The sequence below is a fragment of the Mesorhizobium sp. WSM4823 genome (genome assembly GCF_055811195.1).
On record NZ_JBVVQL010000012.1, the window covers coordinates 87,348 to 112,713 of the forward strand.

Sequence of the window (25,366 nt, forward strand, 5' to 3'; positions counted from 1 at the left end):
TCAGCTGGCAGTCAGCTTGACGATTTCCCACTCTTTGCCGTTCACTACGGCGATTTCGCCGACCTTTTTGCCGAACAAGGCCATCGCCATGGGTGATACATGGGAAATTGTGCCCTTGGCCGGATCGGCCTCATCCTCGCCGACGATCTTCCAATGTACCTTCCTGCCGTCATCGCCTTCCAGGGTGACACCCATGCCAAAGCGAACCAGGTCGCTGCCGGGTTCCGGCAGGGAAAGCTCGGCGCTTTCGCGACGCGCCGTCCAGTAGCGCAGGTCGCGGGAGATCAACGCGATGCGCTCGCGATCGGCCCTCTTCTCCGCCCTGCCCAAATCATCGCGCAGGGCAGCCAGTTCGGCGTCGATCATCGCCAGGCCGCGTTCCGTCACCAGATTGCGGTGATGGCTGATCGGCCGCTCGCCGATGCCGGCGATGGCGTTTTCGCTGTCCTCTTCGCGGGTGAAGGCTCTGCTCATCAATCAAACTTATGCCTCGCGGGGCGACTGCACAAGCCATTGCCCGCAAACGGGACCGGACCGATCGGCCTGGCACGATTCCTGCGGCGCGACGGGCCGAACGCTGGGAATCTGTGCCGATGTTGAACAGACGAAGATTGCTTACGCAGACCGCCGGCTTTGCCGTCATGGGCCTCTCGCTCGGCAAGGCAGCGGCGGCCGGCCTGCCCGGCATCGACAATGCCTCGATGCGCGGCTCGATCAACGCTGCCGACCTCGGCGTGCGGCCCGGCGCGCTTGACGATCAGAGCAAAGCCTTCGCCCGGCTGCTGCGCGACGCAAACAACCGCGACATGCCGGTGTTCCTGCCGCCGGGAACCTATGTCGTGTCCAATCTGTCGCTGCCCAGCCGTGTCAGGCTTTCCGGGGTGCCGGGTGCATCGCGGTTCGTCTATGGCGGCAACGGCCATCTGCTCATGGCCGAACAGGCCGAGCACATCGAATTCACCGGACTGGTGTTTGACGGCACCAACCGCTGGATTGGCGACTACGCGCAAGGACTGCTCGACCTCCGCCGCGTCACGCACCTCGTCATCGACAATTGCCAGATATCAGGCAGCGGCAAGAGCGGCCTCGCGCTCGAGCACGCCTCGGGCCGCATCGAGCGCTCGGAAATAACGGGCGCCGCCGACGCCGGCATCTATTCGGTCGAAGCCGCCGGCCTGGCGATATCAGGCAACACCGTGTCCGACTGCGCCAATGGCGGCATCCTCGTGCACCGCTGGCAAGCAGCCGAGGACGGCACCATCGTCAGCGGCAACCGTGTCGAGCGCATTCAGGCGCGCAGCGGCGGAACTGGCCAGAACGGCAACGGCATCAATGCTTTCCGCGCCGGCAACGTCGTCATCTCGGGCAACATCGTCTCGGATTGCGCGTTTTCGTCGATCCGCGCCAACAGCGCCAGCAATCTGCACATCACCGGCAACACCTGCTCGCGCTCGGGCGAGACCGCCGTGTATTCCGAATTCTCGTTCGAAGGGGCGATCGTCAGCAACAACATCGTCGATGGCGCCGCCAACGGCATCTCGATCGTCAACTTCAACGAAGGCGGCCGCGTGGGCGTGTGTTCAGGAAACATCGTCCGCAACCTCTCGACCAGCGGCCCCTACCCTGCCGATCCGCCCGGTTTCGGCGTCGGCATCGCCGTCGAGGCGGATACCACGGTCTCCGGCAATGTCGTTGAGAATGCCCCGCTCTACGGGATGAACATCGGCTGGGGGCCATTCATGCGCAATGTAGTCGCGACGGGAAACATCATTCGCAAGGCCGGAACCGGCATCGCCGTGACCGTGGTCGAGGGCGCAGTGGACGGCGGTTATTTCCGACAATGTCATCGACGGCGCCCAAAACGGCGCGATCGTCGGCCACCGCTGGGCCGAGCCGGTTACCGGCGATCTCGCCTCATCAGGCAATGCCGGCTATGCGCATCTGACCGTCGAGCGCAATCATGTGAGCTGAATGCCCGTTCTCAACTCAGCGCGGCGGCAGGCCTGACAGCGCCGACCTTGGCGCCGATCCGGCTTTCGATGGACGGATGCGCCTGTTCGATCAGTTTCGCCGCCAGCGCCTTATCGGCGTGCAGGAGTTTGGCAAGCACGGCGGCGACCATGACTTCCGCCGCACGACCAGCGCCATCATCGCATTTCAGCGCGATGCCAAGGCCAAGCTCGGGAAGTGCCGCGCAATAGACGCCTTCAGCGCCGCCCTTGACAAAAATCCGGCCGGGCGCTGCCTTCATTAGCGCGACATCAGCCCTGCCTGTGCCGGCGACCAGAAAGGGCTCGGCCATGCAGGCGGAAAGCAGCCGCTTTGCTGCCTTGGCGCGTACGGGTTCAAAGCCGACACCGGTCGCCATGCGGGCAAAGCCGAGCGCCAAGCTGCGCAGCGGCACGGCATAGGTTGGGATCGAGCAGCCGTCCGTGCCGCAATGGTCGACATCATGGGCAGCCCCGGTCACCGCTTGCATCACATCGCGCACCATCTCCTGCGAAACATGGCCTGATTTGACGTAGCCGCGATGAGGGATGCCGGCGTGGACGCAGGTGCAGAGAAAGCCCGCATGCTTGCCGGAACAATTATTGTGCAGCGCGTTCGGCAAGGTGCCGGCGCTGGCCAGCGCAACCGTCGCGTCATGGCTCGACGGCCAATGCGCGCCGCACTCAAGTGCGGTCTCGTCCAGCCCGGCCTTCGCCAGCATCGCCCGTGCCAGTTCGACATGCGCGGGCTCGCCGGAATGCGAAGCGCAGGCAAGCGCCAGTTCGCGGGCGCCGAAACCATACGCATCGGCGGCACCGCTTTCGACCAGCGGCAGCGCCTGAATCGCTTTCACTGCCGAGCGCGGGAACACCGGGCGGGCCGTATCACCGATCTCCCAGACCGGCCTGCCGTTGGCATCGAAGACCGCGATGGCGCCACGATGGGCGCTCTCGACCACCGCGCCGCGCAAAACCTCGACCAAAACCGGATTTGTCATGATTTCCCCGTTAACGCATGAGCTGGAAAAATCGGAAATCCTTTTTAGAAGGATCATGCGCAAAATCAAAGTGTTACAGCGTCCTTTGCGCGCCCTAAAGGGCGCGCGGCACTGTAAAGCGGGCCGCTTTTATCTGATCCGGTCGAGAATGGAAACGTAGTTGGCGACAGCGGCACCGCCCATGTTGAAGATGCCGCCGAGCTTGGCGCCCGGCACCTGGATGCCGCCCGCCTCGCCGACGAGCTGCATGGCGCTCAGCACATGCATCGAGACACCGGTGGCGCCGATCGGGTGGCCTTTGGCCTTCAGCCCGCCGGACGGATTGACCGGCAGCCGGCCGTCCTTCGCCGTCTCGCCATCCAGCGCGAGTTTTGCGCCCTCGCCCGGTTTCGCCAGACCCATCGCCTCATATTCGATCAGCTCGGCGATGGTGAAGCAGTCATGCGTCTCGACGAATGACAGGTCGTCGAGCGTCACACCGGCCTTCTTCAGCGCCTGGTTCCACGCATGCTCGCAGCCTTCGAAGGCAAGGATGTCGCGCTTCGACATCGGCAGGAAATCCTGCACATGCTCATTGGCGCGGAAGGCGACCGCGCGGCGCATCTTCAGCGCCGTCGCGGTGTCGGCAAGGACCAGAGCGGCGGCGCCGTCCGAAACCAGCGAACAGTCGGTACGCTTCAGCGGACCGGCAACGAATGGGTTCTTCTCGCTCTCCTGGCGGCAGAACTCATAGCCGAAATCCTTGCGCATCTGCGCATAAGGATTGTCGACGCCGTTCTTGTGGTTCTTGGCGGCGATCATGGCGAGTGCGTCCGACTGGTCGCCATAGCGCTGGAAATAGGCCTGCGCGATCTTGCCGAAGACGCCGGCGAAACCCGCCGGCGTCTCACCATCCTCGGGCAGATAGGAGGCCTTGAGCAGGTTCTTGCCGATTTCGGGACCTGGCGTCGTTGTCATCTGCTCGGCGCCGACCACCAAAACGATGCGGGCGGCATTGGCGTCGATGGCGCGAATGCCTTGCCTGACTGCCGCCGAACCCGTGGCGCAAGCGTTCTCGACGCGCGTCGCCGGCTTGAAGCGCAGCCGGTCGTCGGCCTGCAAGACCAGGCTTGCGGTGAAATCCTGCGCGGAAAAGCCGGCATTGAAGTGGCCAAGCACGATCTCGTCGACCTCGTCAGGACCGATGCCGGCATGTTCGAGCGCCTCGCCAGCTACCTTGGTGATGAGGCTCTCCAACGTCTCGCCTTCGAGCTTGCCGAAGCGCGAATGCGCCCAGCCGACGATGCATGCTGTCATGGCAATCTCCATCCTGCAGGCCGGGCTACGCGATGTCGCGGCGCGCCTCAGCATTGTTCAAGTATGAACCGTTCCGGCGACGTCGTGAAGAGGCCAGAACCACACAATCGCTTGATCTTGATATCTGGTCATAGCGCCTGACTTTGCCATCAAATCACGCTGGATTTTTGTTGATTGATGCGTCAATAAAAAATAATCTCCTCGCAACAACCGGAGCAAAGATGCCGAAAGTCGGAATGGAGCCGTTGCGCCGCAAGGCGCTCATCGACGCGACGATCTCAGCGATCGGCGAGCGTGGCTCGCTTAATGTGACGATGTCGGAAATCGCCGGGCGCGCGGGCGTGTCTTCGGCACTTGCCCATCACTATTTCGGCGCCAAGGACGAGCTTTTGCTGGCAACGATGCGGCACATCCTGGCCGAGCTGACCGCCGATATGCGGCGCGCGCTGCGCTCGGCCACCACGGCACGCGAGCGCGTTTCGGCCGTGGTCGCCGTCAATTTCTCCGATGCCCAATTCCAGCCGGAAACGATCGCCGCCTGGCTCGCCTTCTATGTCGAGGCGCAGAAATCGGCAGCACTTCGCCGCCTGCTCAGGGTCTATGCGCGGCGCCTGCATTCCAATCTGTTGAGCGGGCTCACCGGCATCCTGCCGAGAAGCGCAGCCGACCGCGTCGCCGAGGCGACAGCGGCGCTGATCGACGGCCTCTACATCAGGCGCGCGCTAAAGGACGGCGTGCCCAATGCCGCGACCGCGATCGCAGTGATCGAGGACTATCTCGAAACCAAACTCAACCGGAGCGCGCAGTGACGTCCAAGCGACCCAATTTCCTGATCGTCATGGTCGATCAGCTCAACGGAACATTGTTTCCGGATGGACCGGCGGACTTCCTGCATGCGCCGCATCTGAAGGCGCTGGCAGCGCGTTCGGCGCGCTTCAAAAACAACTACACCGCCTCGCCGCTGTGCGCGCCGGGCCGCGCCGCGTTCATGAGCGGCCAGTTGCCGTCGCGCACCGAGGTCTATGACAATGCCGCCGAATTCGCCTCGTCGATCCCGACCTACGCGCATCATCTGCGCGCCGCCGGCTACTACACCTGCCTCTCCGGCAAGATGCATTTCGTCGGTCCGGACCAGTTGCACGGCTTCGAGGAGCGGCTGACCACCGACATCTATCCCGCCGATTTTGGCTGGACGCCGGACTATCGCAAGCCAGGCGAGCGGATCGACTGGTGGTATCACAATCTCGGTTCTGTCGCCGGCGCCGGTGTCGCTGAAATCACCAACCAGATGGAGTATGACGACGAGGTCGCCTTCCACGCGGTGCAGAAGCTCTATGATTTCGCCCGCGTCTCCGACGATGCTTCGCGCCGGCCGTGGTGCCTGACGGTTTCCTTCACCCACCCACATGACCCCTATGTCGCCCGGCGGCGCTATTGGGATCTCTACGAGAACTGCCCGGCGCTCGAGCCGGAAGTGGGCTTCATTGCCTACGGCGAACAGGATCCGCATTCGCAGCGGCTTTATCGCGCCAGCGATTACGACAGTTTCGACATCACGGGCGACCAGATCCGCCGCGCGCGGCGCGGCTATTTCGCCAACATTTCCTATCTCGACGACAAGGTCGGCGAGTTGCTGTCGGTGCTCGAGCGGACGCGCATGCTCGAGGACACAACCATTCTGTTCTGCTCGGATCACGGCGACATGCTCGGCGAGCGCGGCCTGTGGTTCAAGATGTGCTTTTTCGAAGGCTCGGCGCGGGTGCCGCTGATGATCGCCGGGAAAAACATCCCAGCCGCCCTGATCGCCGCGCCGGTCTCCAATCTCGACGTGACGCCGACGCTTTGCGACCTCGCCGGCATCGACATGAGCGCAATTGCACCATGGATCGACGGTCAGTCGCTGCTGCCGCTGCTCGACGGCAAGACCCGCACCGCACCAGTGCTGATGGAATATGCGGCCGAAGGCTCCAATGCGCCGATGGTAGCGATCCGCGACGGTCGCTTCAAATTCATCCATTGCGAGATCGATCCGCCGCAACTGTTTGATCTTGAATCGGATCCGCGGGAATTGACCAATTTCGCCGCCGACCCGGCTCATGCGGCTTTGGTTGCTGCGTTCACCGACAAGGTCCGGGCGCGCTGGGACATGGCCGCTTTCGACGCCGCCGTGCGCGCCAGCCAGGCGCGCCGCTGGGTGGTCTATCCGGCGTTGCGCAACGGCACTCACTACCCCTGGGAATTCCAGCCGTTGCAGAAGGCTTCGGAACGCTACATGCGCAACCACATGAATCTCGACACGCTCGAAGAGCAGAAACGCTTTCCACGAGGCGAATGATGACACTTGGTCCCTCGCTCGCTGATTTCACGGCGCGTATGACCCATGCTTGAGGCGGATTTCGTCATCATCGGCTCCGGCTCGGCAGGCTCGGCCATGGCCTACCGGCTGTCGGAGAACGGCAAGCATTCGGTGATCGTCATCGAATTTGGCGGCAGCGACGTCGGTCCGCTGATCCAGATGCCGTCGGCGCTGTCGATCCCGCTCAACATGAGCCTCTACGACTGGGGCTTTGCCAGCGAGCCGGAGCCGCATCTCGGCGGGCGGGTGCTGGCGACGCCACGCGGCAAGGTCATTGGCGGCTCGTCCTCGATCAATGGCATGGTCTATGTGCGCGGCCACGCCCGCGACTTCGATCACTGGGCCGAACAGGGCGCGGCCGGTTGGGGGTTTGCCGACGTGCTCCCCTACTTCAAGCGCATGGAGGACGCCAACGGCGGTGAGAATGGCTGGCGCGGCCACGGCGGTCCGCTGACCGTGCAGCGTGGCTCGCGGACCAATCCACTCTACGGCGCTTTCGTCGAAGCGGGCCGTCAGGCCGGCTTCGAGCTGACCGATGATTACAACGGCGCGAAGCAGGAAGGCTTTGGGCCAATGGAGCAGACCATTCGCGGCGGCCGCCGCTGGTCGGCCGCGAGCGCCTATCTCAGGCCAGCGCTGAGGCGGAAAAATGTTAGCCTGGTCAAGGGCTTCGCCCGGCGGGTGATCATCGAGAATCAACGCGCCATCGGCGTCGAGATCGAAACGCGCAAACGGATTCAGGTGGTCAAGGCGCGACGTGAAGTGATCGTTGCCGCCTCCTCGATCAATTCGCCCAAGATCCTGATGCTGTCCGGCATCGGCCCCGCCGAACATCTCAGGGAGTTCGGCATTCCGGTGGTCGCCGACCGGCCCGGCGTCGGCCGCAACCTGCAGGACCATTTGGAGCTCTATATCCAGCAGGAATCGACGCAGCCGATCACGCTGAATTCGGTGCTGAACCCGTTCTCCAAGGCGCTGATCGGCGCGCAATGGCTGTTCTTCAAGTCGGGTCTGGGCGCAACCAATCACTTCGAGGCGGCTGCCTTCGTGCGCTCGCACGCCGGCGTCGACTATCCCGACATCCAGTATCATTTCATCCCGGCGGCGGTTCGCTATGACGGCAAGGCGGCAGCGAAGGCGCACGGATTCCAGGCGCATGTCGGGCCGATGCGATCGAAGTCGCGCGGTTCTGTCACGCTGCGCTCACCCGACCCCAAATCGAAGCCGGTGATCCGCTTCAACTACATGTCGCACCCGGACGACTGGACCGAGTTCCGCCACTGCATCCAGCTGACGCGCGAGATCTTCGGCCAGTCGGCATTCGACCCCTATCGCGGCGAGGAGCTCTCGCCGGGCTCGCATGTGCAGTCGGATGACGATCTCGACGCCTTCATCCGCGATCACGCCGAGAGCGCCTATCATCCTTGCGGTACCTGCAGGATAGGTCGCGCCGATGATCCGATGAGCGTCGTCGATCCGGAATGCCGTGTCATCGGCGTCGAGGGGCTGCGGGTCGCCGATTCCTCGATCTTCCCGCGCGTCACCAACGGCAATCTCAACGCGCCGTCGATCATGACCGGCGAAAAGGCCGCAGACCACATTCTCGGCCGCGCGCCGCTGGCGCCGTCCAACCAGGAACCATGGATCAATCCGCGCTGGCAGGTGTCAGATCGATAGAGCGACGTGCGTCCATTCGGACGCACAAGCGCTCTATCGCTTTTAGTCCTCGCATCGTGCTTTCCGAAAATCGATTCCGATTTTCGGGCCGATGCGATAGACCATGATCCGGCGGACTGTTCGCCTGCTCGTTCCTGGCGAAAGACGATTTGGAGAAGCTCGCATGCGCGCACAGCCAACGGCATCGCACTATGTCAACGGACGCTACATCGACGACGAGCAGGGTGCGCCACTGCCGGTCATCTATCCGGCAACCGGTGAGACCATCGCGATGCTGCGTTCGGCGACGCCGAACGTGCTGGAACTCGCCATCGAAGCAGCGCGCGCAGCACAACCGGCCTGGGCGCGGCTGAAGCCGGTCGAGCGCGGGCGCATCCTGCGCCGTGCCGCCGACATCTTGCGCGCGCGCAATGCCGATCTCGCCCGTATCGAGACGCTGGATACCGGCAAGGCGATCCAGGAGACACTGGTGGCGGATGCGCCGTCGGCAGCCGACTGCCTCGAATATTTCGGCGGCGCGGTCGCTGCCTATAATGGCGAGGCCTTCGATCTCGGCGGACCCTTTGCCTATACGAGGCGCGAGGCGCTGGGCGTCTGCGTCGGCATTGGTGCCTGGAACTATCCGATCCAGATCGCCGGCTGGAAATCGGCACCCGCGCTCGCCATGGGCAACGCCATGGTTTTCAAGCCGTCGGAGAACACGCCGCTGTCGGCGCTGGCGCTCGCCGAAATCTATACCGAGGCCGGCCTGCCCGACGGCCTGTTCAATGTAGTGCAAGGCTATGGCGATGTCGGCGCCGGCCTCGTCGAGCACGATGTCGTCGCCAAGGTCTCGGTGACAGGTTCGGTGCCGACCGGCCGCAAGGTGCTGTCGCTCGCCGGTTCGAAGATGAAGCACGCCACGATGGAGCTTGGTGGCAAGTCGCCGCTGATCGTCTTCGACGATGCCGATCTCGAAAACGCCATTGGCGGCGCCATGCTCGGCAATTTCTATTCGACCGGCCAGATTTGCTCCAACGGCACGCGTGTCTTCGTGCAGAAGGGCATCCACGACCGTTTCGTCGAACGCCTGGTCGAGCGGACCAAGAAGATCCGTATCGGCGATCCACTCGACCAGGAAACACAGATGGGGCCGCTTGTCTCCAAGGCCCAGCACGAGAAGGTGATCGGCTACATCGAGGCCGGCAAGCAGGACGGCGCTGTGCTCGCCTGCGGCGGCAACGTGCCTTCGCTGCAGGGTTTCCAGGGCGGCTTCTTCGTCGAGCCGACGGTCTTCACCGGCGTCACCGACACGATGCGCATCGCGTGCGAGGAAATTTTCGGGCCTGTCATGAGCGTGCTGAAATTCGACGGCGAGGACGAGGTGATCGAGCGCGCCAACGACACCGAGTTCGGCCTTGCCGCGGGTGTGTTCACGCGCGACCTGCCGCGCGCCCACCGCGTTATCGCCGAGCTGCAGGCCGGCACCTGCTGGATCAATGCCTACAATCTGACGCCGGTCGAAATTCCGTTCGGCGGCTTCAAGCAGTCGGGAATCGGGCGGGAAAACTCGCTTGCCGCGCTGGCGCTCTATTCGCAGTTGAAGTCGGTCTATGTCGAGACCGGCGACGTGGCGAGCCCCTACTAAGGCTCGCGGCCCTGCTTGTCAGCCGCGGTATTTGCCCGACTGGAAATCCGGTCGGATGCAAGCTCGATGAATGCCTTGACGAGGGGCGAAAGATGCCGGCTGCTCGGATATAGGACATGCAGCCCGCCGACAGACGTCGTGTGGTCCCGGAGAACGCGGCTCAGCCGCCCCCCATTTATAAAGGGCTCGGCAATGCTGTGCGGCAATTGCGCGATGCCGAAGCCTGCGAGCGTGGCCGCAACGACCGCCTGCATTTCATTGGCGGCGAAGCGCCCGGCCACCGTGACCGTTTCCTGACCGTGTGGCCTGTCCAACACCCAATGGGCGCCCGAGGTCGAAGGGCCAGCGATGACGCATTGGTGGTGCGCGAGATCCGCCAGGCGCTCCGGCATCCCGTGCCTTGCGAGATAGTCCGGGCTGGCGCAGAGCAGCCTGTGCGTGGAGCCGAGTTTGCGGGCAATCAGCGTCGAATCCTGAAGGATGCCGGTTCGGAAAGCGAGATCTATGCCGTCCTCGACCAGGTTGAGCTTGTCGTCGGTCAGCCGAAGCTCGACCTTGGTTTTTGGATACATTGCAAGAAAGTCGACCACGGCCTGGGTGAGGAAATAGCCGCCGAAGCCGACGGGAGCGGAAATGCGGATCGTGCCTGATGGCTCCACTCTTGCTTCGGCGAGGCGCAAATTTGCTTCCTCGAGCGTCCGCAGCGCCTGGCTGCTCTGCTCGTAATAGAGACGCCCGGCATCCGTCACGTTAAGGCTGCGCGTCGTGCGTTGCAGCAGGCGGACCCCAACTTCGCGCTCAAGCGCGGCAACGCGCCGACTGACCGTTGTCTTGGGCATGGCAAGCAGCCGCGCGGCAGCGGTGAAGCTGCCGGCCTCGACGACGCGAGCGAACACGACGATATCGTTGAGGTCAAGCATTGTATCTACTTATGAGACAAAGTTTCCCGACTATAGGCGGTTATGCATCAATGTGACAAACCTTAATTTTGCTCGATCGGAAAAAGAAGGAGCAAACACATGACCACCAAACGAAGCGTACTGGTTACCGGCGCCACAGGCCAGCAAGGCGGCGCTGTCGCGCGTGCCTTGCTGTCGAGAGGACATCGCATCAAGGCATTGACGCGCAGGCCTGACAGCGATGCCGCGCGGCAACTGGCGTCGGCAGGCGCCGAAATCGTGGCCGGCGACCTCGGCGATACGGCTTCCGTTGTGAAGGCGGCAAAAGACGTCGACACCATGTTCTTGATGGGCAACAGCTACGAGGCCGGGATGGAAGAGGAGACCCGCCAGGGGATTCTGGCCGCCGATGCAGCCAAGGCTGCAGGTGTCGGGCATCTGATCTATTCGTCCGTTGCCGACGCCAACAAGAAAACCGGCATCCCGCATTTCGAAAGCAAGTATCTCGTCGAGCAGCATGTCGAACGGCTCGGCATTCCCTATACGATCAGCGCCCCGGTCGCCTTCATGGAGAATTTCGTCGCGCCGTGGTCGATTGGCGCGCTCAGCCAGGGTACGCATGCTTTCGCGGTGCCCGCCAAGCGCCCCCTCCAGCTGGTCGCCGTGGCGGATATCGGAGCTTTCGTTGCCGCCCTGGTCGAGCGGCGCGAGGGCGTGTTCAGCAAGCGTTTCGACTTCGCCGGGGACGAATTGTCAGGCGAAGACCAGGCGAAGATCCTTTCGCAGGCCATCGGCCGCCCGATCACCTATCAGGAAATTCCGATCGAGGTGGCCCGCCAGCAAAGTGAAGACGTAGCGCTGATGTTCGAGTGGTTCGACCGCGTCGGCTACGACGTCGATATCGCGGCTTTGCACCGAGATTTCCCGGAGGTCCGCTGGCACAGTTTTGCTGACTGGGCGCAGAAGTTCGACTGGAACGCTCTTAAGCAGGCATCCTAAGCCTGCCTGAGTTCGCGGTTGGCGATCAAGTGCGGCGGAAGCGGATCAGCGATAAGCTGGACCGCTTCCCTTGCCGGGCTTCTCGCCTGCGAAGCAACCAGACCCTAACCTAGAAGGTCTGGTTATAAGCGCCGACCTCAGGGCTGCGGCGCAACACCGCATCGACGCCCTCGAACATCTGCCGGCGCCGCTCTGATGACACCGGGCTCTCCACCACGACGACGAGCTCCGGCTTGTTCGACGACGCCCGCACCAGGCCCCAGGTGCCGTCCTCTGCAACGACGCGAACGCCGTTGACGGTGATCAGGTCGGCGATCTTCTGGCCAGCGAAGATGGCGCCCTCCTGCTTCATGGCCTGAAAATCGGAAACGACCCGCTCGACCACGCCATATTTCAGATCGTCGGCGCAGTGCGGCGACATGGTCGGCGTGCCGAAGGTCAGCGGCAGCGCGCGGTAGAGATCGGCCATGCTGCTGCTCGGGCTGCGATCCAGCATCTGGCAGATGGCGATGGCTGTGATCAGACCGTCGTCATAACCGCGCCCGATCGGCGGGTTGAAGAAGAAATGACCGGATTTCTCGAAACCGGCGATGGCGTCGAGCTCGGCTACGCGCCGCTTGATGTAGGAGTGACCGGTCTTCCAATAATCGGTGACCGCGCCATCGGCGCGCAAGACGGCGTCGGTGTTGAACAGCCCGGTCGACTTGACGTCGACGACGAAGGTCGAGCCGGGATGCAGTCGCGCGATATCGCGGGCGAGCATGACGCCGACCTTGTCGGCGAAGATCTCGTTGCCTTCATTGTCGACCACGCCGCAGCGGTCGCCATCGCCGTCGAAGCCAAGTCCGACATCGGCTCCTGTCTCCAGCACCTTATCACGGATCGCGTGCAGCATCTTCATGTCTTCGGGATTGGGATTGTAGTTCGGAAACGTATGATCGAGCTCGACATCGAGCGGAACCACTTCGCAGCCGATCCGCTCCAGCGCCTCCGGCGCGAAGGCGCCGGCAGTGCCGTTGCCGCAGGCGGCAACCACTTTGAGCCTTCTCGATATGCGCTTGTCGCGGGTCAGGTCGTCCAGATAGGTTTTGCGGAAATCCGCAACGAAGTCATAGGAGCCGCCGCCGATCAAGTCGAAGTCGCCCGCAAGCACGATCGTCTTCAATGCGCTCATTTCCTCCGGACCGAACGTCAGGGGACGCGCGGCCCCCATCTTGACGCCGCTCCAGCCATTCTCGTTGTGCGAAGCGGTAACCATGGCGACGGACGGCGTGTCGAGCGCGAACTGAGCGAAATAGGCCATCGGCGACAGCGCCAGCCCGATATCCCTAACCCGTGCGCCGGCGGCCATCAGTCCGGAAACCAGCGCCAGCTTGATCGCCAGCGAATAGGAACGGAAATCATGCCCGGTCACGATATCCGGCCCGGCGCCCAAGCGCCGGATCAGCGTGCCAAGCCCCATTCCGAGCGCCTGGACACCGATCAGATTGAGCTCCGGCGGCTCAGCCGACGCCGGGTGGCCGAACCACCAGCGCGCATCATATTCACGAAAGCCGGACGCCTTGATCAGCGCCGAGGTTTCAAACTCGAATGTGTTGGGACGGGCATCACTAACGATCTTCAGGGGCAAGACAGCAACTCCAAGCGGCTGGATTCAGAGTGGTTTCAACTGAGGTGGCCGGTGCCTATAACACGAGCCCTTAAACGGTGTTTACTCCCAGCAAACTGAAACCTGTATGACGTTAAGGCGAAAGCGGAAGAAATGCGACAGAAGCGTTGCCATTGGCGCTTGCAGGAACGAAGTGCGGCGGCTATAAGCCCGCGGTCTGGTCACGGAGTGTAGCGCAGCCTGGTAGCGCACATCGTTCGGGACGATGGGGTCGCAGGTTCAAATCCTGCCACTCCGACCAGAAAAAACAAATATTTAGCGTTTTCCCGAAATTCGCCATTTACCTGAACCCGGCAGAACGCAGCGTCAATGGACGCTGATATCGAGGTTCTGCTTCAGAGCCAGTTTCGGCTATGGTGAGAACACCGATTTCACTGTCGCGATCAACGCGGCCTTCAAGCTCGCCCACCGTGGATTCGCTGATCGCACGGCTCAAACCGGCCCCGGCAATCGGCTTTCCTCATGGCAGTAGATGGCTTCGGCCGCCTGTCGTGACCGGCAATCGGCCTTAGCCGATGTCGTCGCGAATGCACGCCTTCAGATGGCCATCTGATGTTGCCCGCAGCGGCGGGACGATGCCGGCACAAGCGTCCAGGGCAACCGGGCAACGGGTTCGGAAAACACAGCCGGTCGGCGGATTTGCGGGGCTTGGAATGTCGCCCTTCAGCACCTGCCGGCCTTGCTTGGCCAGTGGGTCGAGCGACGGAATGGCCGAGAGCAGCGCGCGCGTATAGGGGTGCTGCGGCCGGGCATAGAGCGCGGCCGCCGGTGCAACTTCCATGATGCGCCCTAGATAGAGAACGATCACCGTGTCGCAGATATATTCGACGACGGCCAGGTCATGCGAAATGAACAGCATGGTCAGACCGAGCCGGACCTGCAGGTCGCGCAGAAGATTGATGATTTGCGCCTGGATGGAAACATCGAGGGCCGAGACTGGCTCGTCGGCGACGATAAATTCAGGCTCGAGCGTAAGCGCCCGGGCGATGCCGATGCGCTGACGCTGCCCGCCCGAAAATTCGTGGGCGTAACGGTCATAGGCATCGACTGGCAGCTCGATCGCAGCAAGTGCCTTCTCCGCCTTCGCCCGCCGCTCGCGCCTGTTGCCGATGCCCTGAATATCCAGGCCTTCGGTGAGGATCTGCCCGATGGTCATGCGCGGCGACAGGCTGGCAAACGGATCCTGGAAAATATACTGCATCTTGCGGCGCTGGCGAGCCAGGGCGCCGGCGTTCAGCTTGGTGATATCGACGCCGTCAAAGCTGATTTCGCCTGACGTCGGCTCGATGAGACGCAGCACCGAGCGGCCGATCGTGGTCTTGCCCGACCCGGATTCGCCGACGAGGCCGACCACCTGGCCGCGCGCAATATCGAAGGAGATACCTTCCAGCGCCCTGACGATGGGACCGCGCGAGAACGCCGTCGGCGCAAAATGCTTGGTCAGGTTCCTGACCGAAAGGAAGGGGGCGTCCACGGTCAGAGATCCTCCCAGCGCAAACAACGGCTTTGCTGGGTCGACGTCGCCGCGAACAATGGCGGTACAGCAGTGCGGCAGGCATCGACAGCCAGGGCGCAGCGCGGCGCGAAAGAGCAGCCCTTGGGCAGCAGCGCCAGCGACGGAACATTGCCGGCGATGGTCGGTAGCGGCGTTCCTGCTGCCTTCAGCATGGTGGCCTGGCCAAGCCGTGGCACGGAACGCATCAGCCCCGCTGTGTAGGGATGGCGCGGACGGGCGAACACCTCGCTCACCGGACCCGATTCCACGATGCGCCCGGCATACATCACCGCGACCCGGTCGGCGATCTCGGCAACGACGCCGAGATTGTGCGTGACGAACAGGATGCCCATGCCGCGTTGCGCCTGCAACTCGGCCAGCAGGTCGAGAATCTGGGCCTGGATGGTGACGTCCAGAGCGGTGGTCGGCTCGTCGGCGATCAGCAAGGTCGGATTGCAGGACAAGGCCATGGCGATGGTGGCGCGCTGGCGCATCCCTCCCGACAGCTCATGCGGGTATTGCCGCGCCCGCCGATCGGGATCGGGAATGCCGACCTGAGCCAGCAGCCGCACCGCGTCGGCGGCGGCATCACGATACGACTTGCCGAGATGGATGCGGATCGGCTCGGCAATCTGTTCGCCGATGGTGTAGACCGGATTGAGGCTGGTCATCGGCTCTTGGAACACCATGCCGATGTCGTTGCCGCGCACCTTGCGCAGCGACTCACGATCGAGGCCGGTCAGCTCGGTGACCGTGCCATCCCTGCGCCGCAGCGCGATCGATCCCTCGGCGATGTGTCCGATCTTCTTCGGCAACAGGCCGATGATCGACAGGCTGGTGACGGACTTGCCTGAACCGGACTCGCCGACGAGCGCGACCGTCTCACCCGAGCCGATCGTCAGATCGACGTCCTGCACGGCGGCGATGTCGCGTCCGGCGATACGGAACACCGCCCGCAGACCGGAAATCGAGAGGATCGGAGCGTCCACGGTCAGCGCAGCAAGCCGACGTCGCGAAGGATGATTTCGACCTTTGCGGTTTCCTCGGCGTTCAAGCTGCGTTGCGGCCGCGCCATGGTGTTGGAGGCGATAATGCCGAGGCTCTTCATCGCGGTCTTGAAGGCGCCGACGCCGGCCGAGCCGGCGCTGGTCCGGCCGAGCGAGATCCAGACGATCTCGAACAGCTTCAGCAGCCGTTCCTGCTCCAGGCGGGCTTCGGCATGCTGACCCGCCTGCATCAGGGTCCACAGCTTGACGTAACCGTGTGGGTCGACATTGGCGAGGCCCGGCACGACGCCATGCGCGCCCATGGCCAGCACGCTGTCGACCAGGATCTCGGACCCGGTCATGCCGAAGAAATTCGGATCGTTGGCCATATCCTTGAGTACGTAGCGCAGATTGCCATCATCGCCGCTGGAATCCTTGATGCCGGCGATAACGCCATCGCTGGCAAGGCCGACGGTGGTCTTACGCTCCAGCTTGACATGCACACAGACCGGAATGTCGTAGGCGATGATCGGGATGTCGACCGCGTCCTTGATATAGCGGAAGTGATCGCCGATCTCGGGCTGACTGGTGCGGGTATAGAATGGCGCGGTGACCACGACGGCGTCGGCGCCGGCCGATCTGGCTACCTTGGCGTGGTTAATGACACGGTCGGTTGTCGGGTCGATCACCCCGGCGAAGATCGGAACGCGGCCGTTGTTGATCTTAACGGCGTGCTCGATGATGGCTCTGCGGCCGGTCTCGTCGTGGAAGACGACCTCGCTGGTCGAACCGAGCACGAAGAGCCCGTGAACGCCGCCGTCAAGCAGGTTCTCGATCGTCCGCGTGAACGACGGGAAGTCGATGGTGAAATCGGAATGGAGCGGAGTGACGACAGGTGGCACGACGCCGGTAAACAGGGGCATTTTGAAAAACCTTCAGGGTCAGTTGAGATCGGAGCGAGGGTCGAATGCATCGCGCAGCCCATCGCCGATGAAGTTGATGGCCAGGACGGTAAGCACGAGCACGGCGCCGGGAAACATCCATTGCCAGGGATATTGTTCGAGCACGACGGTGGAGCGGGCGAGATTGAGCATGTTGCCCCAGCTGGCTTCGGGTGGCGCGATGCCGAGGCCGAGGAAGGAGAGGCCGGCTTCGAGCAGAATGGCGTTGGCGATCTGCAGCGTGGCGTAGACGACAAGAATGTCGATGCAGTTCGGCAGGCCGTGACGGAACAGGAGATGCGGCAGCCCTGCCCCCATGCCTCGGGCGGCGACGACGAAGTCACGCTCGCGCAATTCGAGCAGCCGGGCGCGCACCATGCGCGACAGCACCGGCCAGGAGAGCAGCGAGATCACCAGGATGGTCGGCGCGATGCCGGTGCCGGCAATCGAAGCGAGCACGAGCAGGAAGATCACCGGCGGCAGCGTCATTGCGAGGTCGACGAAGCGCATCACCGTGCCGTCGACAACACGCCCGCCGAAGCTCGCGACGGCGCCGACCAGAAAGCCGATGACGATCGAGATGGCGACCGAGCAGACGGCGACCAGCAACGAAATCCGCCCGCCTTGCAGCAGCCGGGCCATGACGTCGCGGCCGACGCCGTCGCTGCCCAGCCAATGAATGGCGGACGGTCCCTTGTTGATCGCCCTGAGATCGATGGCGTTGGGGCTGAACGGCCACCATAAATGATAGGTCGAAACCGCCAGCAGGATGGGAACGACGATAAGCAGACCGGCGCGCGCCGCACGATTTTCAAAGAAGCGGTCGAACGCGCGGCGAAGCGGTCCTTTGGTTTGCGGCACGGCTGTCGGGCCGACTGTCGGATCAGGCGCGGTGATTGTCATCACGACACCTGAATGCGCGGGTCGACGACGGCATAGACGATATCGGTCAGGAGATTGACCAGAATGACGCAGATGCCGATCACCAGAGTGGCGCCCATGATCACCGGGTAATCCCGTGTGCCTACGGCGTTGACCAGCAGCAGGCCCATGCCCGGCCAGTTGAACACGCTTTCGAGGAAGATGGCGCCGCCGATCGCGATGCCGACTGTTGATCCGATCAGGGTGATGACAGGCAAAAGCGCATTGCGCGTCGCGTGCTTGATGATCACCCAGAATTCGCGCACCCCCTTGGCACGCGCGGTCCTGACATAGTCCTGGTTGAGCACTTCCAGCAGCGATGCGCGCATGTAGCGCATGATCAGAGCAGCGTGTCCGATGGACAGCAGGCAGGCGGGCAGGACGAGGTGCGCGAGCACGTCCGATACGGAAAAAGGTGCGCCGGCGGTCTGCATGCCGCCTGATGGCGCCCAGCGCAGCAACACCGAGAAGAAGTACAGTCCAAGAAGTGCCGTCAGAAAAGCCGGGCTGGAGATGCCGATGAAAGAAACCACCGACAGCGCGATGTCGGGCAGCGCGTTACGACGGACGGCGCTGAAGATGCCGGCGGAAATGCCAAGCACGATGGCGATGGCCAGGCCGGTGCCCATCAGGAGCGCGGTCGGGCCGATGCGCTCCATGACCAGCGGCAGCACGGCAACGCCGCTGCGTTGGATCGAATAGCCGAAGTCGCCGCTGAGTGCGGCGCGAAGCCAGGCGAGGTATTGCACGGGAAGCGGCTGGTCGAGCCCAAGCCGGTCACGCAGGACTTCGAGGTCGGAAGCAGACATCGGGCTCGACGGGTTGATGTATGCATCGATCGGATCGCCGGGCGCCAGTCGCAGAAGGACGAAGATGAGGACGCTCAAGGCGACCAGCATCAACAGTCCTGTAGCGCTGCGGCGGGCAATGAAACTCAGCATTGGCGGTCCGTAGTGATGGTGAGCGGAGCCGGCATCAGGCCGGCTCCTTGCGGGCCTGACCCGCCGAGCGTTTTACTGGATGTCCCAGCGTTCCGGGTGAGCCGCGTAAGGACCGCCGGCCGGCGCCGGGGTCCAGACAAAGTCACGCAGCTTGTTGGAGGCCACGCCATAGCGGTTGGCCACCCACAATGTCGCCCAGGGCACATCCTTGTTCATCACCTTGCAGACTTCCTGCCAGGATTGATCGATCTTGGCCGGATCGGTCTGGCCGAGCGCGGCGTCCAATGCAGCGCTCAGGTCGTCGAACTCGATGCGCATGGTGTTGAAGCCTGCCGGCGGAATCTGGGACTTGTTGAGCCCAGGGCTGATGCCGGCCGGATTCGGACCGTTCTGCAGGCCGGCGTAGACCATCGCAAACGCGTTCCAGTCCGGCGTACCTTCCTTGTAGACGATGCCGTTATAGGTCGGCGTATCGACGACGCGCGGCACCACATTGATCCCGACCTCGGCCAGCATCGACTGGATGGCGGCCATCACATTGGCCGCTTGCGGCGAGCCGTAATAGGTCAGCAAGGTGATCGGCTTGTCGCCGTTGATCTTGTCCCAAGCCGCCTCGGCAAGCAGAGCCTTGGCCTTTGCCGGATCGTAAGCATAGGGTTCGAGGCCTTCGGGAACCAGATGCGGCGCGACGTAGCCGCAATTGGCCGGTTTGGCCGCCCCGCCATAGAGGCTCTCGATGATGGCATTGCGATCGATCGCGTACATGATCGCCTGGCGGACACGAACATCCCTGAAGAGCTCGACCTTCTGGTTGAGGCCGATGTAGTTGACTACATAAGAAGCGCCCTCGATCACCTTGAAATTGCTGTCGCTTTTGAAGGATACCGCGTCGTCGGGTTCGACATAGGTGAACTGGATCTCGCCGGCGCGCAGCGCGGCAACGGCCGCCGCCGGGCTCTCGAAATACCGGTTGATGAGCACGTCGACCTTCGGCTTGCCGCCGCGATAGTCGTCATCCGCGGCAAGTTCGACATATTGATCGCTGACATAGCGATTGAACTTGAAGGGGCCGGTGCCGACGGGAGTGGTGGACCACCAGGTGCTTGTGGCCAGCGTTTCCGGTGGCATTCCGGCCAGGGCATGCTCCGGCAGGATCATCACCTGCGAGAGAATGGACAGGAAGGAACCGTTGGGCTTCGACAGTTTGACGACGACGGTGCGATCATCCGGCGCGTCGACCGAGGCGATATCGCCGAGACGCGCAGCAAACAAACTGCCGGACGCCTTGTTCCTGGCGAGCTCAAGCGTAAACTTGACGTCCTTGGATGTGAACGGCTTGCCGTCATGCCAGGTCTCTTGGACAAGGTTGAACGTATAGGTCAGCTGATCGTCGCTGACCTTGTAGTCCTTGGCCAGATCGCCTTCGAGTTCGGTCAGATCGGCGTTGTAGATGACCAGCGGTTCAAAATAGGTGCTGAGCCAGGTAAAGCCGCCGGTCGCAGCCAGCGGATTGAAGTTCTTGGGAAAGCCGCCGGGGCCGACGTCGAAGCCCCCGGTTATGGTCTTGGCGCCCTGTGCCTGGACGCTGGTGGCCGGGCCGATGCCGCCGAGCAGCAGCCCGGTGACGGCCAGATGACGAGCTATAGTCTTGATGCGCATGGTTTCCTCCCTTGGCATTGTCAGGTAGTTCGGCGTTGGGTCAGGTCGTTCGGTTTTTGGCGATCACTTGCTGAATCCCCCTGTAGTGGTCGTCGAGGCGCTGACGCGCCCGGTCGACATCCTTGGCGGCGACGGCCTCGACGATCTCGTGATGGTCGCGCCATGTCGCCAGCGGCGTCGGATTGTCGAGGCTGGTGAAGTTCGAGGCCTTGTTGAACGCCACCCAGAAGATGTCGATCAGTGCGCTCAGCATGTGATTGTTCTGGCAGCGGAACAGCAGCTGGTGGAATTGCTGGTCCTCTTCGGCAAAGCTCTCCTGGCGCTCGGCGCGCCGCCGCATGCTTTCGGTCAGCTGGCGCAGCGCGGCGATGTCTTCGGCGCTGATCATCTCGATGGTCTTGGCGATGAGGCCGGTTTCAAGGACGCGGCGGATCTCGCGCAGCTCCTCCACATCGCGCAACGAATCCTGCAGGCCATATGCCAAATTATCCAGCAAGGGCTTGAACGAGAATTCCTTGACGAACACGCCGATGCCGCGACGCGTCTCCAGAATGCCGATCGACTCCAGCGCCTTGATCGCTTCGCGTACCGAATTGCGGCCGACGCCGAGCCGCTGCGCCAGGAACGTCTCCGGAGGCAAGGGGTCCCCCGCCTTGAGCTTGTTGCTCTGGATATAGGTCCTGAGGCTCTCCTGCACGCTGACGTGAAGCAGCGGCGGTCTGGTCAGCGGCTCGATCGACTTAGGTTCCGAGATCGACTTGGGTTCCGACATTTTGCTCCCAGCGCCGCTGCAATTTGCGCCCGTTGGCGCACCGCAAAACGGTCGATGCTTGTAGCATAGCGACTTGTAGGATATCCTGCAAGTAAGAGGATTCGTCACTGAAATGAAGATTGTCCTGGCCGGCTCAAGCCATTGGCACGCCGAAATGCATCTCGACGCCGCACACGCTTGTGGTGCCGAGATTGCCGGCATTTGGGATGAGGACGCGGAGCACGCGCGCGCCTTCGCGACGCGTCATCATTTGCCGTTCATCACCGACTTCGCGAAAATCCTCTCCAGCCCGCCTGATGTAATCCTGCTGATGGGACATCCTTCGACGGTGCCCGCGCGGGCGCGTGCCGTTATCGAAGCCGGCATACCGCTGATCCTGGAAAAGCCGGCGGCGAGCAGCACCGGAGCGTTGGCTGCGCTGCGCGAGCTGGCGAGGCAGCACCAGGCCTTTGTCAGTGTTCCCCTGCCCAACCGCTTTGGACCGGCCGTCACTGCCTTTGAGCGGCTGCGCCAGCAGGGCCGCGCCGGTGCGATTGCGCATTGCCAGTTCCGCTTGGTCAATGGCCCGCCGCAGCGCTATGCGGCCGACGGCGTCGCCTGGGTCGTGGATCCGGCGATCGGTGGCGGCGGCGCGCTGAGGAACCTTGGCATCCACGGCGTCGACGCCGCGCTTAGCCTGGCAACCGGCGGGCCTGGGCTGAAAGCCGTTTCGATCGAGAACCGCATTCACCGCGCCGCAGTCGAGGACCATGCGCTGCTTGTGCTGGAAGATGATGCCGGAGCGTTGTTCGTGGTCGAGGCCGGATACACTTTCGCGTCGATGCGCCCCGGCGGTGACTTCGAATGGCGCATCGTCAGTGAGAATGCGACCCTCATCGACTATGGCGAGCGCGCCATCTGTGCGACGCTCGACGATGGCGCTATCGTCGACTTGCCGATCGAATTGCCGGCGACGCGCTATCGGCTATGCATGAGCGACACGCTCGACCGGCTGGCCCGGAAGGCGCCGCCGGCGACTTCCATCGATGACTATGTTGCGGCGATGTCGCTGATCGACGCCGCGTATGAAAAGGCAGGACGATGATTGGAATAGGCATTATCGGCGCGGGCGATTTCGGCGGGGCCCATGCAAGGGCAATCAAGGAAGTGCACGGCCTGCATCTCGTCGCGTCGAGCCGCGGCAATAACGATGCCCTGGCCGGCTTCACCAGCGAGCACGGTGGTCGCGGCTACACCGACTGGCGCAAGCTGCTGGACGACAAGGATGTCGACGCCGTTCTCATCGCCAGCCCTCACCATCTCCATGCCGAAATGGCGATCGGGGCGGCAAAGGCCGGCAAGCACATCATGCTCGAAAAGCCGATGGCGCCGACGGCGGCGGCCTGCGATGCGATCAATGCCGCCGTGGCCGCTGGTGGCGTCAAGCTGATGGTTGCCCATCTCATGCATTTCGCCCTGCCCTGCATGGCGGCCAGGCAGGCGCTTGAGGAAGGAGCGCTCGGCCGGCCGCTCATCGGATCGAGTTGGATCATCAAGCTGTGGATGGAGCACAATCGCCGCGACTGGCATCTGCGCAAGGCAACCGGCGGCGGCATGCTGTTGACGGCCGGCATTCATGCGCTCGACCGCCTGGTCTGGCTGATGGATGACGATGTCGTGTCGGTGAGCGCCATGCTCGGCGCCAAGTTCCATGACCAGGAAGCCGACGATACTGCCCTGCTCGGTCTGCGCTTCGCCGACGGCGGGCTCGGTCAGGTGCAGAGCATCGGCTATCGCAATGGCGCGACCACCTACGCCATGGACCTGGTCTGCGAGCAGGGAACGCTGCGCATCGACATGGACCGCGGCACGATGCTTGGCCGCGATACGGCCTGGACCGACCTGCCAGGCTCGTTCGAGCCGAACTGGATGCACAACGCGCTGGTGCGCGAATGGACGGCGATGCGCGATGCCATTGCCGACGACAAGCCGGTGCCGGTCGACGGTGCCTATGGACGCAAGATCATCGGCATCATCGAGGCCGCTTTTGCGTCGAACGAAACTCGCCGCGAGCACGAGATCGCCGGTGCGCGCTGAACTGGACGGCCATCTGACCCATTTGCCTGCACAGGCGCCGCGCGGCGTCTGGGGCGCGGTGATGCTGGCCATCGACGATCGCGGAGCAATCGACTGGGAGGCGACGGAAGAGACGATCTCGCGGCTCTGCGCGACCGGTGTCGACGGCATCTATTCCAACGGCACGGCCGGCGAATTCCACTGCCAGACCGAACCCGAGTTCGACCGGCTTTGCGACCTGGTGGCCGCGATAGCCGGCCGCTCGCGCCTGCCCTTCCAGATCGGCATCAGCCAGTCCAATCCGCGCGTTGCGCGCGAGCGGCTGATGCGGGTATCGGCGCTCCGCCCGGCGGCGGTGCAATTCACCTTGCCCGACTGGTGGCCGCCCAGCGACGACGAGGGCATGCGCTTCGTTGGTGGTCTGTGCGAGACCGCGCCTGACATGCCGCTGGTGCTCTACAATCCACCGCACGCCAAGCGCCGCCTGACGCTCGAAGGCATTGCCAGCCTGCGCGCAGCCGTGCCGTCGCTGGTCGGCGCCAAGCTGCCGGGCGGCGACACCGACTGGTACGCCGACATGCGCCGCGAGCTGCCGGGATTTTCGGTCTTCGTGCCCGGCCATACGCTGGCGACGGGCTTTGCCCAGGGCGCCCATGGCAGCTATTCCAACGTCGCCTGCCTGAGCCCGAAGGGCGCTGTGACGTGGTGGCATATGATCCGCACCAATGTGGCAGCCGCTGCCGAAATCGAGACGCGTATCCAGGCCTTTCTCGCCACCCACATTCTGCCTTTTCGGGCTCGCTACGATGTCAGCGATGCGGCGCTCGACAAGGCGATGGCGGCGGCCGGCGGCTGGGCGCCGCTTGGCCCGCGACTGCTCTGGCCTTACAGCTCGGTTCCCGACGAGGAGATCGCGACGCTGGCCGAAGCCGCACGCACGGCCTTCCCCGAATGGTGGCAGTGAGCCCCGCTTAATCGACGCCATCGCGTAAACTTTTTCGCCCGACATGCGTTGTTCTTTCTCCAAGCCAAGGAGACAGCCATGCAGATGAAATCGGAAATCGCCGGCGAGGCCGCCAAGCAGCGCCACATCCAGCGCGGCATCGATGCCAAGGACAAATCGAAGGGCAACGGCAAGCAGCAAGGCGCCATGCAGGCCGGAGCACGCAAATATCCCGAGCCGCCCTTTCCAGAACAGCATCAGCCGAAGCCAGGGCACGAATGGGCGATCGAGCCGGCGCCGCTTTACGATGCGCCATTTTATATCGGATCGAAAAAGCTCGACGGCAAAGTGGCTGTCATTACCGGCGGCGATTCCGGCATCGGCCGCGCAGTGGCCGTGCTCTATGCGCGTGAAGGCGCCGACGTGGCGATCGTCTATCTGTCCGAGGACAAGGATGCCGAAAAGACGAAGGCGGCAGTGGAAGCCGAAGGCCGGCGCTGCATGCTGGTCAAGGCGGACGTCAGCGAACGTGATCACTGTCGCAATGCGGTGGCTGAGGTGGTGAAGGAATTTGGCCGGATAGACGTGCTGGTCAACAACGCCGCCTTCCAGATCCATTCCACCGACTTCAGCGAACTCACCGAGGAGCATTTCGACACGACGCTGAAGACCAACCTCTACGGCTATTTCCACATGGCGCAGGAGGCCGTTCCGCATATGAAGCCCGGTTCGGCGATCATCAACAGCGGCTCCATAACCGGCATCGAGGGCTCGAAGCAACTGGTCGACTATTCGATGACCAAGGGTGGCATTCATGCCTTTACGCGTGCGCTTTCGGGCAACCTTATCGAAAAGGGAATTCGGGTGAACGCCGTGGCGCCAGGTCCGGTATGGACGCCGCTCAACCCGTCGGACAAGGAAGCCGGTGACGTTTCGAAGTTTGGCGCAGACACGCCAATGAAACGGCCGGCGCAACCGGAGGAGATTGCGCCGGCCTATGTGTTTCTCGCCTCGCCGCACTGCTCGAGCTACATCACCGGCGAGATACTGCCGATTATCGGCGGCTACTGAGTGGGTGTCCTGCGCCGCCACGATTGTCCGCTCGGCTCGATCACACTGCGGAACGGTATGCCTCGTCGTGCGA

General features: G+C 63.2%; 21 protein-coding genes, 1 tRNA gene and 1 pseudogene. 11 read left to right on the forward strand and 12 right to left on the reverse strand.

The window, feature by feature from the left end; all coding sequences use genetic code 11:
• Complete coding sequence (greA, locus tag AC0L26_RS24690) at positions 1 to 474, reverse strand: transcription elongation factor GreA (protein ID WP_352929152.1); 474 nt, start codon at positions 472 to 474, stop codon at positions 1 to 3.
• 119 nt (positions 475 to 593) lie between these two features.
• Here greA and AC0L26_RS24695 point away from each other — a divergent pair.
• Positions 594 to 1,971 (forward strand): annotated as a pseudogene (locus AC0L26_RS24695) (TIGR03808 family TAT-translocated repetitive protein).
• A 10-nt stretch (positions 1,972 to 1,981) separates the two neighbouring features.
• On the opposite strand, the gene AC0L26_RS24700 reads toward AC0L26_RS24695, so the two are convergent.
• Both AC0L26_RS24700 and AC0L26_RS24705 read right to left on the reverse strand, forming a co-directional pair.
• Complete coding sequence (locus tag AC0L26_RS24700; RefSeq protein WP_473634935.1) at positions 1,982 to 2,986, reverse strand: asparaginase; 1,005 nt, start codon at positions 2,984 to 2,986, stop codon at positions 1,982 to 1,984.
• Between the two features lie 129 nt (positions 2,987 to 3,115).
• Positions 3,116 to 4,282 carry an acetyl-CoA acetyltransferase gene (locus tag AC0L26_RS24705; protein WP_473634936.1) on the reverse strand — a complete coding sequence of 389 codons (1,167 nt, stop codon included), beginning with the start codon at positions 4,280 to 4,282 and terminating at the stop codon, positions 3,116 to 3,118.
• 221 nt (positions 4,283 to 4,503) lie between these two features.
• Here AC0L26_RS24705 and betI point away from each other — a divergent pair, with 221 nt between their 5' ends.
• The 4 genes from betI (at position 4,504) to betB (ending at position 9,942) form a co-directional block, all read left to right on the forward strand.
• The gene (betI, locus tag AC0L26_RS24710; RefSeq protein ID WP_473634937.1) at positions 4,504 to 5,091 is read left to right on the forward strand and encodes a choline-binding transcriptional repressor BetI; all 588 of its coding nucleotides are present in this window, start codon (positions 4,504 to 4,506) and stop codon (positions 5,089 to 5,091) included.
• A complete protein-coding gene (gene betC / locus AC0L26_RS24715) occupies positions 5,088 to 6,617 on the forward strand; it encodes a choline-sulfatase (protein WP_473634938.1) in 1,530 nt (509 codons plus the stop codon). The genes betI and betC overlap by 4 nt, the downstream gene beginning before the upstream one ends.
• Positions 6,618 to 6,662: 45 nt before the next feature.
• Positions 6,663 to 8,315 (forward strand): choline dehydrogenase, encoded by a 1,653-nt coding sequence (gene betA / locus AC0L26_RS24720; RefSeq protein WP_473634939.1) that lies wholly within the window; start codon positions 6,663 to 6,665, stop codon positions 8,313 to 8,315.
• 163 nt (positions 8,316 to 8,478) lie between these two features.
• The gene (gene betB / locus AC0L26_RS24725) at positions 8,479 to 9,942 is read left to right on the forward strand and encodes a betaine-aldehyde dehydrogenase (protein WP_473634940.1); all 1,464 of its coding nucleotides are present in this window, start codon (positions 8,479 to 8,481) and stop codon (positions 9,940 to 9,942) included.
• Here the strand turns inward: betB and AC0L26_RS24730 are convergent.
• Positions 9,939 to 10,862: a LysR family transcriptional regulator gene (locus tag AC0L26_RS24730; protein WP_473634941.1), complete on the reverse strand. Its 924-nt coding sequence runs from the start codon at positions 10,860 to 10,862 to the stop codon at positions 9,939 to 9,941. The genes betB and AC0L26_RS24730 overlap by 4 nt on opposite strands.
• A gap of 99 nt (positions 10,863 to 10,961) precedes the next feature.
• Between AC0L26_RS24730 and AC0L26_RS24735 the strand changes: the two genes are divergently transcribed.
• The gene (locus tag AC0L26_RS24735) at positions 10,962 to 11,840 is read left to right on the forward strand and encodes an NmrA/HSCARG family protein (RefSeq protein WP_473634942.1); all 879 of its coding nucleotides are present in this window, start codon (positions 10,962 to 10,964) and stop codon (positions 11,838 to 11,840) included.
• Between the two features lie 109 nt (positions 11,841 to 11,949).
• Here the strand turns inward: AC0L26_RS24735 and AC0L26_RS24740 are convergent, their stop codons facing one another.
• Entirely contained in the window at positions 11,950 to 13,470 is a 1,521-nt protein-coding gene (locus tag AC0L26_RS24740) for a phosphomannomutase/phosphoglucomutase (protein ID WP_473634943.1), read from the reverse strand.
• Positions 13,471 to 13,673: 203 nt separating this feature from the next.
• Between AC0L26_RS24740 and AC0L26_RS24745 the strand changes: the two genes are divergently transcribed.
• Positions 13,674 to 13,750, forward strand: a tRNA-Pro gene (locus tag AC0L26_RS24745).
• Positions 13,751 to 14,017: 267 nt separating this feature from the next.
• Here AC0L26_RS24745 and AC0L26_RS24750 read toward each other — a convergent pair.
• From AC0L26_RS24750 to AC0L26_RS24780, 7 genes are all read right to left on the reverse strand, one after another.
• Positions 14,018 to 14,983 carry an ABC transporter ATP-binding protein gene (locus AC0L26_RS24750; protein WP_473634944.1) on the reverse strand — a complete coding sequence of 322 codons (966 nt, stop codon included), beginning with the start codon at positions 14,981 to 14,983 and terminating at the stop codon, positions 14,018 to 14,020.
• A gap of 2 nt (positions 14,984 to 14,985) precedes the next feature.
• Positions 14,986 to 15,993 (reverse strand): ABC transporter ATP-binding protein, encoded by a 1,008-nt coding sequence (locus tag AC0L26_RS24755; protein WP_473634945.1) that lies wholly within the window; start codon positions 15,991 to 15,993, stop codon positions 14,986 to 14,988.
• A gap of 2 nt (positions 15,994 to 15,995) precedes the next feature.
• Positions 15,996 to 16,913 carry a dihydrodipicolinate synthase family protein gene (locus AC0L26_RS24760; RefSeq protein ID WP_473634946.1) on the reverse strand — a complete coding sequence of 306 codons (918 nt, stop codon included), beginning with the start codon at positions 16,911 to 16,913 and terminating at the stop codon, positions 15,996 to 15,998.
• 18 nt (positions 16,914 to 16,931) lie between these two features.
• Positions 16,932 to 17,834 (reverse strand): ABC transporter permease, encoded by a 903-nt coding sequence (locus AC0L26_RS24765; protein WP_473634947.1) that lies wholly within the window; start codon positions 17,832 to 17,834, stop codon positions 16,932 to 16,934.
• A complete protein-coding gene (locus tag AC0L26_RS24770) occupies positions 17,834 to 18,793 on the reverse strand; it encodes an ABC transporter permease (RefSeq protein ID WP_352929186.1) in 960 nt (319 codons plus the stop codon). The genes AC0L26_RS24765 and AC0L26_RS24770 overlap by 1 nt, the downstream gene beginning before the upstream one ends.
• 72 nt (positions 18,794 to 18,865) lie before the next feature.
• Positions 18,866 to 20,452 (reverse strand): ABC transporter substrate-binding protein, encoded by a 1,587-nt coding sequence (locus tag AC0L26_RS24775; RefSeq protein ID WP_473634948.1) that lies wholly within the window; start codon positions 20,450 to 20,452, stop codon positions 18,866 to 18,868.
• Positions 20,453 to 20,492: 40 nt separating this feature from the next.
• Positions 20,493 to 21,224, reverse strand: coding sequence for a FadR/GntR family transcriptional regulator (locus AC0L26_RS24780; protein WP_473634949.1), 732 nt, complete (start codon positions 21,222 to 21,224; stop codon positions 20,493 to 20,495).
• Positions 21,225 to 21,336: 112 nt separating this feature from the next.
• Here AC0L26_RS24780 and AC0L26_RS24785 point away from each other — a divergent pair, with 112 nt between their 5' ends.
• From AC0L26_RS24785 to AC0L26_RS24800, 4 genes are all read left to right on the forward strand, one after another.
• A complete protein-coding gene (locus tag AC0L26_RS24785; RefSeq protein ID WP_473634950.1) occupies positions 21,337 to 22,308 on the forward strand; it encodes a Gfo/Idh/MocA family protein in 972 nt (323 codons plus the stop codon).
• A complete protein-coding gene (locus tag AC0L26_RS24790) occupies positions 22,305 to 23,300 on the forward strand; it encodes a Gfo/Idh/MocA family protein (RefSeq protein WP_473634951.1) in 996 nt (331 codons plus the stop codon). Before AC0L26_RS24785 ends, AC0L26_RS24790 begins: the two co-directional genes overlap by 4 nt.
• Positions 23,290 to 24,243: a dihydrodipicolinate synthase family protein gene (locus AC0L26_RS24795; protein WP_473634952.1), complete on the forward strand. Its 954-nt coding sequence runs from the start codon at positions 23,290 to 23,292 to the stop codon at positions 24,241 to 24,243. The genes AC0L26_RS24790 and AC0L26_RS24795 overlap by 11 nt, the downstream gene beginning before the upstream one ends.
• A gap of 78 nt (positions 24,244 to 24,321) precedes the next feature.
• Complete coding sequence (locus tag AC0L26_RS24800; protein ID WP_473634953.1) at positions 24,322 to 25,293, forward strand: SDR family oxidoreductase; 972 nt, start codon at positions 24,322 to 24,324, stop codon at positions 25,291 to 25,293.
• Positions 25,294 to 25,366: the final 73 nt, after the last annotated feature.

Coding starts and splice junctions, on each gene's coding strand:
- AC0L26_RS24760 (WP_473634946.1), bottom strand. CDS start 16,913: ATGCCCCTGTTTACCGGCGTCGTGCCACCTGTCGTCACTCCGCTCCAT.
- AC0L26_RS24770 (WP_352929186.1), bottom strand. CDS start 18,793: ATGCTGAGTTTCATTGCCCGCCGCAGCGCTACAGGACTGTTGATGCTG.
- AC0L26_RS24705 (WP_473634936.1), bottom strand. CDS start 4,282: ATGACAGCATGCATCGTCGGCTGGGCGCATTCGCGCTTCGGCAAGCTC.
- AC0L26_RS24730 (WP_473634941.1), bottom strand. CDS start 10,862: ATGCTTGACCTCAACGATATCGTCGTGTTCGCTCGCGTCGTCGAGGCC.
- betB (WP_473634940.1), top strand. CDS start 8,479: ATGCGCGCACAGCCAACGGCATCGCACTATGTCAACGGACGCTACATC.
- AC0L26_RS24700 (WP_473634935.1), bottom strand. CDS start 2,986: ATGACAAATCCGGTTTTGGTCGAGGTTTTGCGCGGCGCGGTGGTCGAG.
- betA (WP_473634939.1), top strand. CDS start 6,663: ATGCTTGAGGCGGATTTCGTCATCATCGGCTCCGGCTCGGCAGGCTCG.
- AC0L26_RS24790 (WP_473634951.1), top strand. CDS start 22,305: ATGATTGGAATAGGCATTATCGGCGCGGGCGATTTCGGCGGGGCCCAT.
- AC0L26_RS24765 (WP_473634947.1), bottom strand. CDS start 17,834: ATGACAATCACCGCGCCTGATCCGACAGTCGGCCCGACAGCCGTGCCG.
- AC0L26_RS24800 (WP_473634953.1), top strand. CDS start 24,322: ATGCAGATGAAATCGGAAATCGCCGGCGAGGCCGCCAAGCAGCGCCAC.
- betI (WP_473634937.1), top strand. CDS start 4,504: ATGCCGAAAGTCGGAATGGAGCCGTTGCGCCGCAAGGCGCTCATCGAC.
- AC0L26_RS24780 (WP_473634949.1), bottom strand. CDS start 21,224: ATGTCGGAACCCAAGTCGATCTCGGAACCTAAGTCGATCGAGCCGCTG.
- AC0L26_RS24735 (WP_473634942.1), top strand. CDS start 10,962: ATGACCACCAAACGAAGCGTACTGGTTACCGGCGCCACAGGCCAGCAA.
- AC0L26_RS24785 (WP_473634950.1), top strand. CDS start 21,337: ATGAAGATTGTCCTGGCCGGCTCAAGCCATTGGCACGCCGAAATGCAT.
- AC0L26_RS24775 (WP_473634948.1), bottom strand. CDS start 20,452: ATGCGCATCAAGACTATAGCTCGTCATCTGGCCGTCACCGGGCTGCTG.
- greA (WP_352929152.1), bottom strand. CDS start 474: ATGAGCAGAGCCTTCACCCGCGAAGAGGACAGCGAAAACGCCATCGCC.